The 18,950-nt window shown below is 62.4% G+C and carries 15 protein-coding genes and 1 other RNA gene; 5 read left to right on the plus strand and 11 right to left on the minus strand.

Translation table 11 applies throughout. The annotated features are described in order from the left end of the window. Window positions 1–35 precede the first annotated feature (35 nt). Window positions 36–3,653, plus strand: coding sequence for a hydantoinase B/oxoprolinase family protein (locus GO499_RS01315; RefSeq protein ID WP_161860485.1), 3,618 nt, complete (start codon window positions 36–38; stop codon window positions 3,651–3,653). Window positions 3,654–3,916: 263 nt separating this feature from the next. Here GO499_RS01315 and GO499_RS01320 read toward each other — a convergent pair whose 3' ends face one another. Next, window positions 3,917–4,525, minus strand: coding sequence for an ImuA family protein (locus GO499_RS01320; protein ID WP_161860486.1), 609 nt, complete (start codon window positions 4,523–4,525; stop codon window positions 3,917–3,919). On the opposite strand from GO499_RS01320, the gene GO499_RS01325 reads away from it, so the two are divergent. Beyond that, entirely contained in the window at window positions 4,524–5,156 is a 633-nt protein-coding gene (locus GO499_RS01325) for an alpha-ketoglutarate-dependent dioxygenase AlkB (RefSeq protein WP_161860487.1), read from the plus strand. The genes GO499_RS01320 and GO499_RS01325 overlap by 2 nt on opposite strands. A 12-nt stretch (window positions 5,157–5,168) precedes the next feature. On the opposite strand, the gene GO499_RS01330 is transcribed toward GO499_RS01325, so the two are convergent. From GO499_RS01330 to GO499_RS01350, 5 genes are all read right to left on the minus strand, one after another. Next, window positions 5,169–6,758, minus strand: coding sequence for an ABC transporter ATP-binding protein (locus GO499_RS01330; protein WP_161860488.1), 1,590 nt, complete (start codon window positions 6,756–6,758; stop codon window positions 5,169–5,171). Next, window positions 6,755–7,909, minus strand: a complete 1,155-nt coding sequence (locus GO499_RS01335) for an ABC transporter permease (RefSeq protein ID WP_161860489.1) — start codon at window positions 7,907–7,909, stop codon at window positions 6,755–6,757. The genes GO499_RS01330 and GO499_RS01335 overlap by 4 nt, the downstream gene beginning before the upstream one ends. Next, window positions 7,906–8,988 carry a microcin C ABC transporter permease YejB gene (locus GO499_RS01340; RefSeq protein ID WP_161860490.1) on the minus strand — a complete coding sequence of 361 codons (1,083 nt, stop codon included), beginning with the start codon at window positions 8,986–8,988 and terminating at the stop codon, window positions 7,906–7,908. Before GO499_RS01340 ends, GO499_RS01335 begins: the two co-directional genes overlap by 4 nt. A gap of 6 nt (window positions 8,989–8,994) precedes the next feature. Continuing rightward, on the minus strand, window positions 8,995–10,881 hold the full coding sequence (locus GO499_RS01345; protein WP_284154855.1) for an extracellular solute-binding protein: 1,887 nt from the start codon (window positions 10,879–10,881) through the stop codon (window positions 8,995–8,997). A 163-nt stretch (window positions 10,882–11,044) separates the two neighbouring features. Then, a complete protein-coding gene (locus GO499_RS01350) occupies window positions 11,045–11,560 on the minus strand; it encodes a c-type cytochrome (RefSeq protein WP_284154856.1) in 516 nt (171 codons plus the stop codon). A 162-nt stretch (window positions 11,561–11,722) separates the two neighbouring features. Between GO499_RS01350 and GO499_RS01355 the strand changes: the two genes are divergently transcribed. Continuing rightward, window positions 11,723–12,586 carry a prephenate dehydratase gene (locus GO499_RS01355; protein WP_161860492.1) on the plus strand — a complete coding sequence of 288 codons (864 nt, stop codon included), beginning with the start codon at window positions 11,723–11,725 and terminating at the stop codon, window positions 12,584–12,586. A gap of 83 nt (window positions 12,587–12,669) precedes the next feature. On the opposite strand, the gene GO499_RS01360 is transcribed toward GO499_RS01355, so the two are convergent. The 4 genes from GO499_RS01360 to nudC all read right to left on the minus strand — a co-directional run bounded on the left by GO499_RS01360 (window position 12,670) and on the right by nudC (window position 16,179). Beyond that, a complete protein-coding gene (locus tag GO499_RS01360; RefSeq protein ID WP_161860493.1) occupies window positions 12,670–14,376 on the minus strand; it encodes a methyl-accepting chemotaxis protein in 1,707 nt (568 codons plus the stop codon). Further along, entirely contained in the window at window positions 14,376–14,675 is a 300-nt protein-coding gene (locus GO499_RS01365) for a hypothetical protein (protein ID WP_161860494.1), read from the minus strand. Before GO499_RS01365 ends, GO499_RS01360 begins: the two co-directional genes overlap by 1 nt. 83 nt (window positions 14,676–14,758) lie before the next feature. Then, complete coding sequence (locus tag GO499_RS01370) at window positions 14,759–15,214, minus strand: hypothetical protein (RefSeq protein ID WP_161860495.1); 456 nt, start codon at window positions 15,212–15,214, stop codon at window positions 14,759–14,761. Window positions 15,215–15,216: 2 nt separating this feature from the next. Further along, window positions 15,217–16,179, minus strand: a complete 963-nt coding sequence (gene nudC, locus GO499_RS01375; protein WP_161860496.1) for an NAD(+) diphosphatase — start codon at window positions 16,177–16,179, stop codon at window positions 15,217–15,219. A gap of 105 nt (window positions 16,180–16,284) precedes the next feature. On the opposite strand from nudC, the gene ffs reads away from it, so the two are divergent. Then, window positions 16,285–16,381, plus strand: an RNA gene (gene ffs / locus GO499_RS01380) — signal recognition particle sRNA small type. Between the two features lie 546 nt (window positions 16,382–16,927). Further along, a complete protein-coding gene (locus tag GO499_RS01385) occupies window positions 16,928–17,833 on the plus strand; it encodes a Hint domain-containing protein (protein ID WP_161860497.1) in 906 nt (301 codons plus the stop codon). Window positions 17,834–17,875: 42 nt separating this feature from the next. On the opposite strand, the gene GO499_RS01390 is transcribed toward GO499_RS01385, so the two are convergent. Next, complete coding sequence (locus tag GO499_RS01390; RefSeq protein WP_161860498.1) at window positions 17,876–18,781, minus strand: Hint domain-containing protein; 906 nt, start codon at window positions 18,779–18,781, stop codon at window positions 17,876–17,878. Window positions 18,782–18,950: the final 169 nt, after the last annotated feature.

Below are 18,950 nucleotides of genomic sequence, written 5' to 3' on the forward strand. Positions count from 1 at the left end.
CCGCTAGCGTGCCCGCTAACAGGCAGGAGGACACGATGAGCGTTTGGGATTTCTGGGTCGATCGGGGCGGCACATTCACGGATATCGTCGCCCGCGATCCGGAAGGCGTGCTGCATCGTGCGAAACTACTGAGCGAGAACCCCGAGCAGTATGAGGATGCGGCGCTGGCGGGCATGCGGCGCTTTCTCGGGCTGGAGGCGGACGAGCGGATTCCCGTGGCGCGGCTGGGGGCGCTGAAGATGGGCACGACGGTGGCCACCAATGCGCTGCTGGAGCGCAAGGGCGCGCCGGTGGTGCTGGTGACGACGCAGGGGCTGGGGGAGCAGTTGCGGCTGGCCTACCAGCACCGGCCACGGCTGTTCGACCGGCACATCGTGCTGCCGGAGATGCTGTATCGACATGTGATCGAGGCGAATGAGCGGGTGCGGGCCGACGGCGCGGTGGAGGTACCGCTGGACCTTGGTCATCTGGAGGCGGAGCTTGGCGCGGCGCGTGAGACCGGGATAGAGGCTTGTGCCATCGTGTTCGTACATGGCTACCGGCATACGGCGCATGAAGCGGCGGCGGCGAAACTGGCGCGGGAGATGGGTTTTGCTCAGGTCTCGGTCAGCCACGAGGTGAGCCCCCTGATGAAGATGGTGAGCCGGGGGGATACGACGGTGGTCGATGCCTATCTCTCACCCATCCTGCGGGCCTATATCGACCGGGTGGCGGCGGCCTTCGAGGGGGATATCGCGGGCAAGGTGATGTTCATGCAATCCTCCGGCGGGCTGACGGATGCGACGCGTTTTCAGGGTAAGGATGCGATCCTTTCCGGCCCTGCGGGGGGCGTGGTTGGGGCTGTGCGCACCTCCGCCATTGCCGGGCAGGAGCGGATCATCGGGTTCGACATGGGCGGCACCTCGACGGATGTGTGCCACTATGCGGGCGAGTATGAGCGGGTGCTGAACACCGAGGTCGCAGGCGTGCGGATCACCGCGCCAATGATGAACATTCACACCGTAGCGGCAGGGGGCGGCTCGCTGCTGACCTATGACGGCACGCGGATGCGGGTGGGGCCCGAGAGTGCGGGCGCGAACCCCGGCCCGGCCTGCTACGGGCGCAGCGGGGCGCTGGCGGTGACGGATGCGAACGTGATGCTGGGGCGGCTGCGCCCTGAGTTTTTTCCCGCGATTTTCGGACCCGAGGCCGACAGGCCGCTGGACGCGGAGGCCACCAAGGCTGCCTTCGAGGCGCTGGCGGGCGAGATCGGGATGGCTCCGGAGGAGGCGGCCGAAGGGTTCCTGAAGATCGCCGTGGAGAACATGGCGAACGCGATCAAGAAGATCTCCGTCCAGCGCGGCTACGATGTGCAGGGCTATTGCCTGACGGTCTTCGGCGGGGCGGGGGCGCAGCATGCCTGCGCGATCGCCGACACGCTTGGGATGGAGCGGTGCCTCATCCACCCGATGGCCTCGCTGCTGTCGGCCTACGGGATGGGGCTGGCGGATATCCGTGCCTCCCGGCAGGAGGCCGTGGAAGCGGTGCTGGGCGCGGAGGCGCGGCTGGAGGCGGCGGCGCGGCTCGATGCGCTCGGCTCCGCCGTTCTGGGCGAGGTTGAGGCGCAGGGCGTGGCCGAGACGCGCATTCGCGTGGTGATGACGGCGCATCTGAAGGTGAAGGGCACGGATACGGCGCTGGGCGTGCCGTTCGGACCGGAAGCGGAAATGCGGGAGGCGTTCGCCGAGGCACACAAGGCGCGGTTCGGCTTCGATCCGGGCGAGGCGGACCTCGTGATCGAGGCGGTGAGCGCCGAGGCGGTGGGCGAGGCGGCGGACCTTTCGGAGACGCCGGTGGAAACCGCCGAGGTGGACGAGACCGCCATGGATGTGGCGCTCGAGGCGCCGGTGTTCGCCTCGGGCGGATGGCTGGACAGCCGGTTCGTGAAGCGCGACGCGATGGCGCCCGGTGCGCGGCTGACGGGGCCGGCGGTGCTGGTGGAGGATCACACGTCGATCTTCGTGGCACCCGGCTGGCAGGCGCGGATTACGGAATTCGATCACGTCGAACTTGTGCGCGTTGAGGCGCGGGACAAGACGGGGGCTGTGGGCACGCAAGCCGACCCGGTGATGCTGGAGGTGTTCAACAACCTTTATATGTCCATCGCCGAGCAGATGGGCGCGGTGCTGGAGAACACGGCCGCGAGTGTCACGATCAAGGAGCGGCTCGATTTCTCCTGCGCGGTCTTCGACGCGGCGGGCGACCTGATCGCCAACGCGCCGCATATGCCGGTGCATCTGGGCAGCATGGGTGCCAGCGTGAAGACGGTGATCGCCGAGAACCCGCAGATGGGGCCGGGGGACGTGTTCGTGCTGAACGCGCCTTACAATGGCGGCACGCATTTGCCGGATATCACGGTTGTCACGCCCGTCTGGGACGATGGCGGGAAAGAGGTGCTATTCTACACCTCCGCCCGTGGGCACCATACGGATGTTGGCGGGCTGACGCCGGGTTCGATGCCGCCGGACAGCCGGACGATCCACGACGAAGGTGCCTATATCGACAACTGGAAGCTGGTGGACAAAGGGCGGTTCCGCGAGGTGGAGACGCGGGAGTTGCTGCTTTCGGCGAAGTACCCGGTGCGGGCGGTGGATATCAACATCGCCGACCTCAAGGCGCAGGTGGCGAGCTGCGAGAAGGGCGCGCAGGAGTTGCGGCGGATGGTGGCGCAGTTCGGTCTGGATGTCGTGCAGGCCTATATGGGCCATGTGCAGGACAATGCGGAGGAATGCGTGCGCCGGGCGATCACCACGCTTTCCGATGCCGATTATGTCTACCGGATGGACCCGGATTTCGACGGGGCGGAGCGGGAGATCCGGGTGAAGCTGCGGGTGAACCGGGAGGCGCGTGAGGCGGTGATCGACTTCACCGGGACGACGGGGCAGCTTGCGACCAACTACAACGCGCCGGAGCCGGTGACGATGGCGGCGGTGCTGTATGTTTTTCGGCTGTTGGTGGACGACAACATCCCGATGAACGAAGGGGTGATGAAGCCCCTACGGGTGATCCTGCCGAAGGGGACGATGCTGAGCCCGGAATACCCGGCGGCGATCATCGCGGGCAATGTGGAGACAAGCCAGGCGGTGACATCGGCGCTGTTGCTGGCGCTGGGTGTGCAGGCGGCGGCGCAATCCACCATGAACAACACGACCTGGGGGAACGCGACGTACCAGTATTACGAGACGATCTGCGGCGGGTCGGGTGCCGGGCGGCTGGCGGATGGGCGGGGGCATCCGGGCACCTCGGGTGTGCACACGCATATGACCAATTCGCGGCTGACGGATCCGGAGGTGCTGGAGTGGCGCTTCCCGGTGGTGCTGGATGCGTTCGGAATCCGGCATGGCTCGGGCGGGGACGGGGAATTTCGCGGCGGCGACGGGACGGTGCGGAAGATCCGGTTCCTCGAGCCGATGACGCTGGCGGTGCTGGCCGGGCACCGTGTGGTGCCGCCGCCGGGGCTGGAGGACGGCGGGCCGGGGGAATGCGGGCGCGTGCGGATCGTGCGGGCGGATGGCGGCGTGGATGAGTTGCGCTCCGCCGATCAGACGGAGATGGGGGCGGGGGATGTCTACTGGCTGGAGACGCCTTCGGGGGGCGGGTTCACGCCCCGGTAGCGGCTGTTGACATGAGGCGCTGACGCGCCGTTCCTTTTCTCCCCGCTCCTTTCCTTCGGAACGGAGCGGGGCCCCGCCGCGACGTCTCCGCCGCGCCTTGATTGGTGGTCTGTAGTCTGGTTTCGGGCTTCTTGATGCTTCTGCTGGGGAAGGCCGACAGGGCCGGCCATCTTCGAGCATCGCGAGTCGCCCCGGTCCGTCAAGGCCGGGCCGCCTTCGGCGGGCGCTGGCGCGCGCCATGACGGACCGGAACGAATCGCGTGTCAGGCTGGTTCGGGGATGGCCACGGGAGCGGTGTGGAGCGAGTCGCCCCGGCGCTCGACGTGCCATGCCGCCTCGGGCGCCATGCGGGCACGGCGGCGGGTGAGGGTCCAGGCGGGGTGGCCGCCGGGGGCAGCCCAGCCGGGGGCGGGGGCCATGTGCCAGCGGCTTTCCACCCCTTGTGCGCCGCCGTCGCCGGGGGTGAGCAGGAGGGCGGTGGGATTGCTGCCGGTCGACTCTGCCGCGAGATGCAGACGGCGGACGGGAGTAAGGGGAGGTGGCTCCGGCAGTTCTGCCACCACCAGTGGTACAACACCGCTGCGCAAGACTTCCTCGACCGTCCACAACAGGTCGTTGGCGCGGCTGGCGGTGACGAAGATGAGGCGGGCCGGTTCCAGCCACGGGATGATGCCGCAGCCGTTCATCCGGCCATCGGCCAGCGCGTGTCTGATCCAGAACACCGGCCCCGAAGCGGCGCGGGCCAGCATCATCGCGAAACTGTGGCGGGCGGGGCCGCAGGCCTCATGCGCGCGGGCCTTCAGCAACATCAGGCCGGGAGCGGGCGTGAGCAAGGCGGTGGGAACGGGCCGGGAGCGGGACAGGGCTGACATGGATGACTCCGTATTTTGTTCTTGTTATGTTCTCATATCCTGCGATATCGTCAAGGGCATGAGCCTGTTTCTGCCCGGACTGGACCTGCCGGTGCCCGCACTGCCCGCGGGGCTTGTCTACACGCCCGAATTCATCAACTCGACTGAGGAGCGGTGCCTGATGGCAGCGGTGGAACGGGAGAAGTGGAACCGCGAAATCAGCCGCCCGCGCCAGTCGCATGGCGGGCGCCACGGGCCGTTGCCGGACTGGCTGGCGGCAATCGCCCGCAGACTGGCCGACAGCGGCCATATGGAAGAAGTGGCGGACAAGGTCGTGGTCAACGGTTACGCGCCCGGGCAGGGCATCGGCGCGCATGTCGATGACACCGCAAGTTGCGGTGGAGAGATTGCGATCGTCAGCCTCGGATCCCTGGTCGAGATGGTCTTCGCCGAGGTGGCAGGTGAGCGAAAGGCGGCGCAATTGCTGGAGCCGCGGAGCCTGCTGATGCTGTCCGGCGCGGCCAGGTATGATTGGAGCCATGCGATTTCGGCGCGCAGGTCCGATCCGGTGGCCGGGATGAGGATGGCGCGGCAATGGCGGGTTTCGCTGACATTCCGCACCAGCGTGCGGCGAGGGCCGGCAACGGCCTGACGCTGTGACCGTTCAGGTGCCGGCGCGCTTGTCGAAGGCGGCAGCAAGCAGGGTGCGGGTATAGTCCGTCCGCGGATTGTCGAAAATCTCGTCGGCCGGGCCGGCTTCCACAACGTCACCCTGTTTCATCACCATCACCTTGTGGCTGAGGGCACGGACAACGCGGAGATCGTGGCTGATGAAGAGGTAGGCTAGACCGTGCCTGCGCTGCAGGTCGCGCAGGAGATCGACGATCTGGCCCTGCACAGTCATATCCAACGCCGATGTCGGCTCATCCAGCACAAGCAGTTTCGGTTCGAGAACCATGGCGCGGGCGATGGCGATGCGCTGGCGCTGCCCACCCGAGAACTCATGCGGATAGCGTTCCAGCATCGCCGGGTCGAGACCGACCTCGTGCATCGCCGCGCGTACCCTTTCTCGCGGATTGCCGTGCCGGTGTACCGTCAGCCCCTCGCCGATGATGTCGGCGATGGTCATGCGCGGAGAGAGCGACCCGAACGGATCCTGAAAGACCATCTGGATCTGGGATCGGAGCGGGCGGAGCTGACGGTTCGTCCAGCCCTGTATGTCACGCCCCTCAAAGCGGATCGGGCCCTCCGATGAGATCAGGCGCATGATCGCCAGGGCCAGTGTCGTCTTGCCTGAACCACTCTCGCCGACGATACCGATGGTTTCGCCCGCATGGAGGCGCAGGGTTGCAGCATTGACCGCCTTAACGTGGCCGACTGTCTTGCGCATGAAGCCGCGCTGGATCGGAAACCAGATACGCAGACCGTCGGTGTGAACGACTTCACCGGCGCCGGCAGGCACCGGGGCGGGGCGGCCGCTGGGTTCGGCGGCAAGCAGCATTTTCGTGTAGGGATGCTGTGGGTTGTCGAAAATTTCGGCCGTTGGACCCTGCTCGACGATTTCGCCATGCTGCATGACGCAGACCCTGTCCGCGATCTTGCGGACGATGCCGAGATCATGGGTGATGAAGAGCATCGACATGCTCTCCTTCCGCTTGAGATCGGCCAGCAGTTCGAGAATCTGGGCCTCGATAGTCACGTCAAGTGCGGTCGTCGGCTCATCGGCCACCAGCAGGTGCGGACCGTTGGCCAGAGCCATGGCAATCATCACACGTTGTCGCTGGCCACCTGAAAGCTGGTGCGGATAGCTGGAGAGTCGGCTTTCCGCATCGCGGATGCCGACCTGACGCAAGAGGTCAAGGGTTCGTTTGCGGGCGGCAGTGCGGGTTAGGCCCTGATGCAGTTCAAGGCTTTCGATGATCTGCTTCTCGATGGTCTGGAGCGGGTTGAGCGAGGTCATCGGCTCCTGAAAGATGAAGCTGACGTCGTTGCCGCGGACCCGCCTCAGGGCGGTATCGCTGGCCGTGACCATCTCTTCGCCGCGATACCGGACCGAACCAGCCACCTCGGCGCCGTCGCCCAGCAGTCGGACGGTGGAGAGCGCGGTCACCGATTTGCCGGAGCCGCTCTCACCGACCAATGCGACGGTTTCGCCCTCTGCCACTTCGAAACTGACACCCTTGACCGCGTGGGTCGCCTTGCCGCCCTGCCGAAACGTGATCGAGAGATTGTCGATTTTCAGGATCGGGTTCACTTGAAGGTCTTCCGGGGATCAAAGGCATCGCGCACGCCCTCGAAGATGAACACGAGTAGGGAGAGCATGATGGCGAACGTGAAGAAGGCGGTGAAGCCAAGCCACGGACGAGTGACGTTGTTTTTGCCCTGAAGGGCGATTTCACCGAGCGAAGGGTAGGAGGGCGGCAGGCCGAAGCCCAGGAAATCAAGGCCGGACAAGGCACCAATGGCACCGGTGATGATGAACGGCATGAACGTTAGGGTCGCGACCATCGCGTTGGGCAATACGTGGCGGAACATGATGCGACCGTCGGAGACGCCGAGCGCGCGCGCGGCGCGGACATATTCGAAGTTGCGGGCGCGCAGGAATTCGGCCCGGACGACGCCGACGAGACCTGTCCAGGAAAAGGCTATGATCAAGGTTGTCAGGATGGTGAAATTCATGGGGATGATCGCGGCGATGATGATGATCACGTACAGCGACGGTGTGGAGTTCCAGATTTCGATGATCCGCTGGAAGAAAAGATCCAGCAGACCGCCGAAATAGCCCTGAACCGCACCGGCGGCGATGCCGATGGCCGAGGCGAAAAAGGTAACGGTGATGGCGAACAGGATCGAAATTCGGAAGCCGTAGATAACGCGGGCGAGAAGGTCGCGCGCCTGATCGTCCGTGCCGAGGAGGTGCCGCGCGGAGGGCGGCGCCGGAGCAGGACCGCCAAGGTTCTCGTCAATGGTGCGAAAGTTGTAACGGATGGGCGGCCAGAGCAGCCAGCCGGCGTCAACCGGTTCGCCGGCATAGGTGCCGGTGGCGGCTTCTTCCATCACCGCTTCAGGATCGTCGAGGCAGTCCTCTATACCGCCGGTTTTGATGAGGCAGACGACAACCTCGTCCGCATATTCGGCTTCTGTCCGGAACTCGCCGCCATAGGACTCTTCCGAATAGAAACTGACAATCGGAAAGCGCCAGTCACCGCGGTAACTGGCGATGATCGGCTTGTCGTTGGCGAGCACCTCGGCAATGAGTGAGAGGCCAAAAAGAAGAAGGAAAATCCAGAGCGACCAGAAGGCCCGGCGATTTGCGCAGAAATTCTGCCAGCGGCGCTGGCCAATCGTCCGCAGTGGATCCTGCGGCAGGGGTTCTGCCTGAAGTTCTTGCCCGGCAGCGCTCATGTGTTGCGACTTTCGAAGTCGATGCGGGGATCGACCCAGACATACATGAGGTCGGATATGATCCCGAGGATCAGGCCTAGAAGACCAAAGATATAGAGGGTGCCGAAGTAGACCGGATAGTCACGGTTGAGCGCGGCTTCGAAGGCGAGGCGGCCAAGGCCGTCGAGGCTGAAGATCACCTCGATGATCAGGGACGCGCCAAAGAGTACGGAGACGAGAATGCCGGGAATGCCGGCCACGATGATGAGCATGGCGTTGCGGAACACGTGACCGTAGAGCACGCGGCTTTCCTTGAGACCCTTCGCGCGCGCCGTCATCACGTATTGCTTGCGGATTTCGTCCAGAAAGGAGTTCTTCGTCAGCAGTGTCAACGTTGCGAAGCTACCGATCGTCAGGGCCAGGGTGGGCAGGGCGATGTGCCAGAAGTAGTCCGCGACCTGACCGATGAGCGTATAGCTGGATGCGTCAGAGGAGGTGAGCCCGCGCAGCGGGAAAATCTGCCAGTATGAACCGCCGGCGAACAGAACGATCAACAGGATGGCAAAGAGAAAACTCGGAATAGCATAGGCGACAATGATGATGCCGGACGTCCAGGTGTCGAAACCGGTGCCGTCCTTTACCGCCTTGCGGATGCCGAGCGGGATGGAGACGGCATACGCGATGAGCGTGGACCACAGGCCAAGCGAGATCGAAACCGGCATCTTTTCGAGGATCAGGTCGATCACCGAGATGGAGCGGAAATAGCTCTGACCGAAGTCGAAACGCAGATAGTTCCAGACCATCTCCCCAAAACGCTGGTAGGCGGGCTTGTCGAAGCCGAACTGTTTTTCCAGATCGGCGATGAAGTCCGGCGGCAGGCCCTGTGCGCCCTTGTAGCCACCATCGCCGCCGGAGGCGATGCCGGCGTCGCCGCCCCCGGAAATGCGATCGGTGGCCGAGGCCGTTTCATCCTCGATCTGGGAAAGGATCTGCTCGATCGGGCCACCGGGAACGAACTGGATCAGCGCGAAGTTGATTACCAATATGCCCAGCAGCGTCGGAATGACGAGCAGCAGTCTTTTGAGGATATACGCGCCCATGGTGGCCTAGAATGCGCCTTCGGACTGAAGTTCCCTGGCCCGTTCAGCGTCATACCACCAGAAGTCGGTCTCTCCCATGGCATAGGGCGGAAGGGTATCAGGCCTACGATAGACATCGAAGAAGGCGATGTTGTGGGTCTTGTTGTGCCATTGCGGCACCCAGATGTGCAGGGCGCGCATGACCCGGTCGAGCGCGTGAACGGCGACGGTAAGGTCATCCCTGGACTTGGCCCGCTCCACCTCTCCGATCAGGGCATCCACAGCCGGGTTTGCCAGCCCCATGAGGTTGGCGGAGCCTTGTTCCTTGCCGGCGGCGGAGGAGAAGAGTTGTCGCAGTTCCATACCGGGCGTGATCGACAAGGCATAACGTCGGGTGGTGATGTCGAAATCGTATGTCTTCTCCCTTTCCGTCGCCTGCGCGTTGTCCACTTTCAGGTGAACGGCGTCGATGCCGATCTTGCGCAGGTTCTCGATATAGGGGTTGACGATACGGTCGAAGCTGGGGCTGTCGTTCATGATCTCGATGCGCAGTATTTCACCCGCTTCATTGCGGCGCATGCCGTCATCACCCACCGTCCAGCCGGCTTCGTCCAACAGTTGTCCGGCCGTACGGCGGGCCGAACGATCAAGCTGCTGGGCGCGGGAAACGTTTGGCGAATAGGCGGGCTCGGTAAAAACCTCTTCGGGCAAGTGCTCGCGCAGTGGTTCAAGAAGTTTCAGTTCATCTTCGGAGGGCATCCCCTCCGCCTGAAGATAGGAGTTCTCCCAGAAGCTGTCGGTGCGGCTGTAAATACCATAGAAAAGCGTCTCGTTCGACCATTCGAAATTGAACATCTGGCCGATAGCGATGCGGACACGCGGATCGCTGAACTTTTCGCGGCGCAGGTTGAAGAAGAAGCCCTGCGCCCCGTTCACCCGCCCGTCGGGCACGCTCTCCTTGATCATCCAGCCCTTTTCCAGTGCCGGAAGGTTTTCGTAGCCCGTGCCCCAAATCAGCGATGAGTACTCTGTCCGGAACAGGTAAGTGCCGCCTTTGAACCCCTCGAATGCCGCAGTGTAATCGGCAAAATATTCGAACAGCAATTCGTCAAAGTTCTGGCGGCCACGATTGATGGGCAGGTCCTTGCCCCAGTAGTCCGGATCGCGCACGTAGGTCACCGACCGGCCCAGGTCGAGGTCTTTCAAAAGATATGGGCCTGAACCGACCGGCGGCTCCAACGTCGTTTCCGCAAAGTCCCTGTCTTCCCAATAGGTGGCCGAAAATACCGGCAATCCGGCGGCCGTCATCGGCAATTCACGCGTGTTGGCGCCTTCCTTGAAGGTATACTTGACGCGACGGTCATCAAGCTTTTCCACCGTTTCGAAGTCGCTCAGGACGACCTTGTAGCTTGGGTGGCCTTTTTCCAGCAGCACCTCGTAGGAAAAGACAACGTCTTCGGGACGGACCGGGGAGCCGTCGGAGAAACGGGCTTCCTCTCGCAAGGTGAAGATCGCCCACTGGCGATTCTCCGGATATTCGATGGTTTCCGCGAGGAGGCCATACATCGCGTCGGGTTCGTCCGCGTTACCCTCCATCAGGCTTTCGAAGAAGATGGAGGCGCCAACCGGCGTGGTGCCCTTCAGGATGAAGGCATTGAGGTTGTCAAAGGTGCCGAACCCCCAGGTAGAAAAAATACCGCCCTTCGGGGCATCGGGATTCACATAGTCGAAATGCTCGAAGTCCGGGCCATATTTAAGATCACCGAAAACGGAAATACCGTGGCTGACAATGGTTTCGCCGTTGTCGTGACTCTCAGCGGAAGCTTGTGACTGTGGCCCCGCGAGGGCGAGGCATAGAACGCCTGCGCTGAAAATTTTTCCGGCGATAGATCGGGACGCAGCGGTACTGAGCAAATCGGATCTCCCGTTGGTTTTTCCCTCGCATTTCACTGTAATGCGGAAATCCGGGAGGTAAAGTTACATTGCATTCATCTTCCCGCGAGGGCGGTCTGGACGCCGCAGGCTGCCTATTTTGCCTGCGGCGAAGAGTGTCTCCATGGGCCGGAACTTTAACCGATCAGTCGTCGAGGCTGTCGAGATAGGCGATGAGTGCGGCCCTGTCTTCGGCATCACGCATGCCGCGATAGGCCATCTTTGTGCCGGATGCGAAGCCTTTGGGGTCCGCGAGGAAATGGCCGAGCTGATCTGGCGTCCAGTCGCCCTCGATACCGCCGAGCGAGTCTGAATAGGTGTAACCGGCAGCGGAGGCGATATCGCGACCGACAACACCATATAGGTAAGGTCCGACGCCGTTTGCTCCGTCCTCCAGCTTGTGACAGGCGGCGCAGGCGCGGAACAGACCTTCGCCGGAAGCAGGATCGGCCTCGGCCACCAGTGCGGCCATGTCCACGGTTTCCTCTTCCGCGACCTCGGCTTCACTGTCGCCTTCGGGCACTTCGATCACATAGGCGTTGTGATGCTCTTCTCCATGACCACCCTCACCACCGTGAATGAGCGCCTCTGCCCCCATCTTTAGGAGGAGGAGAACAAGCAGAGAGCCGCACACGCCGCCGACGATTTTCGTGATTTCCATCGTATTCATGTTCAGAACACCCGATCCGTTATTAGGCCTTGGCAGTGGCAAGCCTGCCCGCTATGCGCCGATTTGGCAAACTTCTATCCGCTTCCCCTAGCCGCGTGCAAGGTGTAGAAGCCGCGACCAATCGACCAACGCAGAATTTCAGGAACGGATTAGGTGGCAAACAGTAAAGGAAGAATTTCCTACCAGGGCGAACCGGGTGCATACGGGCACCAGGCCTGCCGTGAGGCGCGGCCAGAGTACGAGCCGGTACCGGCTGCGACTTTCGAGGGCGCGATCGACCTCGTGCACCAGGGGGAATGCGATCTTGCGATGATTGCCGTGGAGAACTCCACCTACGGCCGTGTCGCCGACGTGCACCAGTTGCTGCCGGAAAGCGGGCTCCATATCATCGGGGAGCATTTTGTTCGCGTGCACATTAATCTTTTGGGTGTTCCGGGTGCGCGGGTGGAAGACGTGACGCGGGCGATGTCACACCCGGTGCTTCTGGGCCAGTGCCGTGGCTTTCTGAAACCTCTCGGAATCGAACGAATCGCAGGCTACGACACGGCCGGGTCGGCCAAGCATGTGCGGGAAGCAAACGACAGGTCGCTTGCGGCGCTGGCCTCCCCTCTCGCGGGGGAGATCCATGGGCTGGATGTGCTGGCCGCGGAGATCGAGGACAACAAGAACAACACAACACGATTCCTGGTGATGGCACGGGAGCCGGAAGAGCAGCCGGTGGACGACGGACACCGGGTGATGACGTCATTTGTGTTCCGGGTGCGCAATATTCCTGCTGCACTTTACAAGGCTATGGGCGGGTTCGCGACCAACGGAGTGAACATGGTCAAGCTGGAGAGCTACATGGTCGGCGGTTCGTTTACGGCGACCCAGTTCTTTGCCGAGGTCGAGGGCCACGCCGAGGAACCGGCAGTCGCGCGGGCTTTGGAGGAGCTGGAATATTTCACGACCGAGTTGCGGATTCTCGGGATCTATCCGGAAAGTGTTCAGCGTTTTGCCAGCGACGACGTGGCTTGAGGTAACGGACGTGAAAACGGTCTCCTGACCACAGGCCAGATGTCAGGTAACGCTTCCTGGCGTCGTCACACAAGTTGGTCTCGCTAGACTGCTTGACGGAATGTTTTCGTTGCTTCCTCTTGTTCGAGCCGGAATTTCTCGGCGATCGCGGAGAGTTGGCTGATGTTGCTGTCCAGCGCCTGCGCTGCGGCCGCGCTTCGACTGGCCATACTGGCGTTGGACTGGATATTACCGTCCATGTCCCGGATGTTATCGCGCATTTCGGCTATGTTCTCAAATTGCTCCCGCCCGGAGTTGGCGATCTGGCTGATGGTTCCGGCGAGCGCATCGAGGGATTCGGTTATGAGGCCAAGAGCGGTACCTGTCTGTTCAACCATCTCGACACCCTGACTTACGCTGGATGTCGTGGCCTCTATCAGGACTGAAATATCGCGTGCGGCTTCCGACGAGCGCTGCGCGAGGGTGCGGACCTCCGACGCGACGACAGCGAAACCCTTGCCGGCCTCGCCTGCGCGAGCCGCCTCGACCGCAGCATTGAGGGCGAGCAGGTTTGTCTGGAAGGCAATTGATTCGATGACGCTGATGATTTCCGTGATGCGGCCGGAGCTTTCCTGAATCCTGCCGACGGCTGATACTGCACGTGATACGGCGCGCGAGCCCTCGTCCGTCCGGTCTGTCAGGTGGCGGGCTAGCGATTCCGCCTCATCCAGTCGCTTGCTGTTCGCCGAAACGGTCTCTGTCAGTTGTTCCATCGTCGCCGAGGTTTCCTGAACACGCGCCGCCTGCTTCTCGTTTCGCTGTGCCAAAGCGGCCGCTTCATTGTTGATTTCGCTAGTATTTGCGCGCGCCACGACCACCGCGGACTGAACGTCGCCGATCATCCCGCGCAGCGAAGCAACCGAACCGTTGACACCCTGCCGCAACTCCTCGAACTGGCCACGCAGTGCCTTGTCCATGCTGTGGGAAAGATCGCCAGATGCGATAGAGGACAGGTTTTGCTGAATATCGCCAAGCGTTTCGGCTATGGCGGCAAACAGAGCGTTGAGGCTTTCAGCGAGCTTGTTCATGCGTTCGTTGTCAAAGGAACGCGTGATCTTGCTGCCGAACCGGCCCTCGACACCCTGAGAGACGAGCGCGGTAAATTCCTGCTCCATCAGTTTCATGAGCTCCTCCCGCTCCGTCTCGCTCCGCGCGCTGGCTGCCTCCATTTCGGTGAGAGCCTGTTGGGCGCGTTGCTCGGCTTGTCGGGCGCGCTGATTGTCGGTTTCGGCGGCGGCGGTCAGTTCGAGACGGAAATGGGTCATCAGGATCAGCGCGGTCGATTCGATGATGAGAATGACCGCGTGGAATACAGTGCGTAGGATGCTGGCTCCACCAGGGTATATGAGGCTGGAGAGAAGGAAGTTCAGCGTCAGATGATGAACCGCGATCAGGGCGGTGGCGGCGAGCAGCGCCCGGATGTCCACCAGCGTCGAGAGAACGGCGATGATGGCGAAGAAGTACATGTGGCTGTCCACTTGCCACGGATGGCCGGCGAGGCTCGCCGTGATCAGGCTCGCTTGGGCTACGAGGTTGATCGCGATGGATATTTTTGCTGCCTGCGGGTTCAGGCGAAGCATCGCGAGTGGCACGAGACAAAGGACGGCGGAAAGGCTGGCGAAGACGATGATGTTTTGGCCGAGCAACAGGCAGATTGCGGCGATTACCGGCAAGTGCAGGCAGCCGAAGATAGCGAGGATTTTAACCTCCCGCTCCTGCGAGGTGGAGGAAGTCATACGTGCAGCGGACATCAGGCCAACCCTCCGCAAAGAGTGGAAATACGTGCAGAATCAAGGAGAAACCAGATTTCAGGAGCTCTCTTGACGTGCGTAAGCGACGCCGACGAAAAGACGGCACGCCGGAATGGCAGAGCGCCTTTTGCGGGAATTTCCGTCCCGCCTGTCCGGGCGATGGCCCTCGCTGCATCTTGCCAGGGATTGGCGATGACCACCACAGGTTCGCCGGGGCGGGGCGTGGCCGTCGCGATCGTCGCTGCCAATGGCAGCAGGGCGACGCCGATAAAGAACACGGTATTGGTCAGTTTCAGCATTCGGATCCTCTGCACTTGAAGCTGGTGCAGAGTGTCCGCAGGACGTTAACGGGCGGTTTCCATCACGCCGCAAGAGGCGACCTCTAGCTGGATTTTGCCTTGATTTTTAAATGTTTGGCGATCAGACGGCTGATCTTGGCGGAGAAATCCTTGCGACGCATGTCGACCGGCACCAGCATAGCCTTGGCGGCGAGGTTCTTCGGCTTCAGTCTGATATTGAAAGCAAGTGTGGTGCCGGAGGCTGCCGGCGACAGGCGGAAATCCAGCGTTACCGCGATGCCGTGGGCCGAGGTTTCGAGGGCAAGGTAATCCGGCGGGTTGTCGTTGGAAAGCGTCACCTGCGTGTCTAGGGGCAGGGGGCCGGCCTTGCCGCTGACATTCCAGACCTGACCGGGTGAGTAGGACGGCGGGTCACCGACCGGAGTTACCTGCAAACCCGCTGATTTTGCAAGGTTTTCCCAGTGCGGAAAGTCTGTCAGGCGGGGGTGGATCTCACTTGCGGTTTCCGCCGCCTCGATGGTTCCGGAGAGCTTGGTCAAGGTCAGTCCTCCGCCAGCCAGCGCTCGATCAGAGTGCGGGCGATGGCACCTTTGCGCGCGGGACGGAGAGCGGGATTGTTGCCGGCCAGTGAGGCGCGGATTTCATCCTTCGTGGCCCAGATCGCCTGTTCGAGTTCGGCCGGGTCGAGTGTGATCCGCTCATCCTGTGCATGACCCCAGCACCCGATCATGAGGGAGGCCGGAAACGGCCATGGCTGGCTGGCCATGTAGCCGACTTCACCAACAGAAATGCCTGATTCTTCAAAGGTTTCGCGGCGAACCGCGGCCTCTATCGTCTCGCCCGGTTCCATGAAGCCGGCCAACAGGGAGAACATGCCGTCGGGCCAGCCGGGAGAGCGGCCGAGGAGGACGCGCTGGCCGTGGGTGACCAGCATGATGACGACGGGATCGGTGCGGGGGAAGTGGCTGGCCTTGCAGGCGGGACAGGTGCGTTGCCAGCCGCCGAGGGTGACATCGCTGGCGTGGCCGCAGCGGGCACAGAAACCGTGGCCCTGGTGCCAGGCGAAGACACCGCGGGCGGTGGCGGCGTGGGCGGCATCCTCGGGACTGAGCAGACCCATGTTGGCGCGGATGTCGAGAAAGGCTTCACCGGGGCGCATGGCGGGGTGGCGGTTCTGGCTGGTGTCCATGAACTGCCCGAGCAGGGCCGTGTCGGCGTCGGGGTCTTCCCAGGTGGAAATGTCATGAGCGAAATGGGGTGCGCCGGAGGCATCAAGGCCAAGAAAAACAGGGTCTTGCGCTGCTTCGGACAGGATCGGTGCGTCGAGAGGAAGCCAGCGGAGAAATGGTTTTTCCTGCCCCTCGAACAGCGCCTTGCCGCGCCATATCACCGCCGTTCTGGCAACGGGATCGGCGCGGAGACGGGCCTGATCACTGGCGTTGCGGAGGTGGCCTGCGCGGTCCAGCGTGGCGCCGGCGAAGGTGATGGGCGGATGGCTTGGCATGGGAAATTCCTGACGATCTGGGCCGGGTTTAACCGCAATCGGACCGTTTTGGCAACGTGGGCTGCCGGTCTTGTGATCGGGCGCCGTCTGGCCTATATGGGCGTTGAGAGGTTGGTGCGGGCGAGCGCCTCGCCAACCCGGTCAGATCCGGAAGGAAGCAGCCGTAACGAGCCCCGCTTGGGTCGTTTTCCAGCCTCTCACCTTTCCACCCCTTGCAGACAAGGCCCATAGCGCAATTTCGGCGTATGGGTTTGGTATGGTTTCCATATGGTTTTGGTATGGGTGAGCTTCGACTTTTCGCCGAATTTGCCCGGCTGACACCTGCGCGATGCCAAGCGGCGGTGAGGTAACTGTTTTCGTTACCTGAAAGGTAGGCGATTTGATTACCCCGCTGTCCCGGCGACTATACTGTCGCGACCGCCACAGCCACGCTTGCGAAGCGCTTGGCAGCGCCAATGAGGTTGGATGACGTTGCGTAATAATAAATCCGATTGATTTAAAAGTGTTGATTTACAAATAACGAATCGATATACAGAGGCCGCCTTCTGATAGGGTAACATTAGCCCGGGTCGCGGTGAACGAACTGCGAATCCAAGAAGAGCCAGCATGCTGCAGGAACTGCTCCAAGAGAAGGCAGTCGGCGCCGCCAACAAGAAACGACAATGAAACTATTTGAGCGCGCCTTGCGTGTGTCCTGTGACGCGCTACATGCCGATGCGCGCAAGTTGATGCGTCCTGGAGGACTACCATGCCTGTATTGAGTTTCTACGTTCTGAGCCAGAACGGCAAAAGTGACAACGGTACCTTCGATTCCTTCGGAGGTGCGCCGATCAGCGTCGATACGATCGACGATTTCGTCAATCAGGCCGATTTCGCGGGCTCGGCGCTGGAGGGAGCGACCGTTGGCGGTTTGGCAACCGTGAACCTGAACGGGACCGACTACACGCTGGTGGAAGTGTCGCTGGGTGGCGAGACCTATTACGCGGAGACGAGCGGCTTCAACCTCGAATCCCTCGGGACGGTGCAGAATGTAATCAGCACATTGGAGGCTGCGGATTTCGATGAGGGCGAGGGCGTGCTCGTCTGCTTCGTGCGTGGCGCGATGATCGAAACGGCGGATGGCCCGCGGGCGGTGGAAACCCTGCAGGCCGGCGACATGGTGCTGACGGCGGACAATGGCTATCAGCCAGTGCGCTGGGCGGGATCCACCCGCGTTTCCGCCCGTGGCCGCTTCGCGCCCGTGCGGGTGAAGGCGGGGGCGTTGGGCGACGGTCCGTCAACGGACCTGCTGGTTTCACGGAAGCACCGGATGCTGGTGAAGGGTTGGCGGGCAGAACTGCTGTTCGGCGCGAGCGAAGTGCTGGTGACGGCGGAGAGCCTGATCAACGACGGCACGATTCGCCGCGATGCATCGTCGGCACGGGTCGAGTATTTCCATGTGCTGTTCGATCGGCACGAACTGATCTGGGCCAACGGTTGCCTGAGTGAAAGCTTCAACCCGAGCGAAGCGGCGCTGAGCGACATGGAGGCGGCGACGCGCGACGAAGTGTTGGCACTGTTTCCGGCGCTGGCCGGTGACACCGACGCGATGGCGGAGAATGTCCGAATGGTTCCCGGCCGGGCCGAAAGTGCGCTGTTGGCGCCCGCACACTGACCGCATCCGAATCCTGCCGCCGGTTTGCCTTGCCGGCGGCATCTACTCGGCTATCAGGCGCGCCTCCTTGCCGGTGACGACCATGCGGGCCGTCTTGCCGTAGGATCGCGGGCTTTCCCGCAGTTCCGGGAACAGGGCATAGATCTCGTCTCTCACATGCCGCTCACAATCCTGCAGCGCGATGCTGGAGGGATTGAAACTCTCGCTCGCCGTGTCGTTGGAGAGGATGATCTGGTGAGTATCGAACAGAATGTGGAAGTAGTCGATGGTATCGACATCGGGCACCGGACGGATGGTGTCGTCATTGATGAGGCTCTCGGCCGTCGCCAGCACTTCCTCCTGCCCGAACAGGACTTCAGCCCGCCAGCCACGGATGACGACGCGGTGACGGGGTGAGACGATGAGATCCTGCGAGGGCGCGCCGGGGCCCAGGGCACCCGCCGAGATGCAGACGGGGCGGAGCGAGCCACGGGCGCGGACGGTGTTGCTGCCGATCCAGCAGATGGGCAGGGGGCCTTCGTCCAGCGTGGTGACGGCATCGCCGATGGCAAGATCCTCGACCGGCACGGGGCCGTCCGGGGTAGTGATCAGGGTGCCGCGGGCGAAGCATACGGCGACTGGCGCGGCATCCGAGAAGGCGCCATCCTCTTCCAGTTCGGCCAGCATGTCGGCGCTGCCGGGCAGAAGGCCGAGGGCCGCAAGATCCGTGCCGGTGCTGTCGGCGTAATATTCATCGCCGCCGAGCGTAACGCGGGCCAGTTCATATTCGACGCCGCCGAGTGGCACGGTGGCGATACCGTTGCAGATGCCGTCTTCCAGAGGCGTTCCCTCCAGAGTCGCGGCGTCGAGTTCGTGCGAGTCCGTGGGTACGAAAATGGCGGGGGGCTGGAAGTGGCCATCGCCGCTTTGCCCTGAAAATTCAAACTTGTAGAATGCCCAGCCGGCCATTTGTGCCCTTCCGATCCGGCCTTATTTCTGCCTTGATTTCAACATATTTCGCAAGTGCGAAGAAATCATTACGTTCGATTAAGACTTCTGATGGGGTAATCGCAATAGGAGACACGTACTCCTGCCTGCCAAAGTTGCAACCGGTGGGTGAATTTCTCGGTGGTGCTGC

The organism is Algicella marina (assembly GCF_009931615.1).
GTDB classification, from domain to species: Bacteria; Pseudomonadota; Alphaproteobacteria; order Rhodobacterales; family Rhodobacteraceae; genus Algicella; species Algicella marina.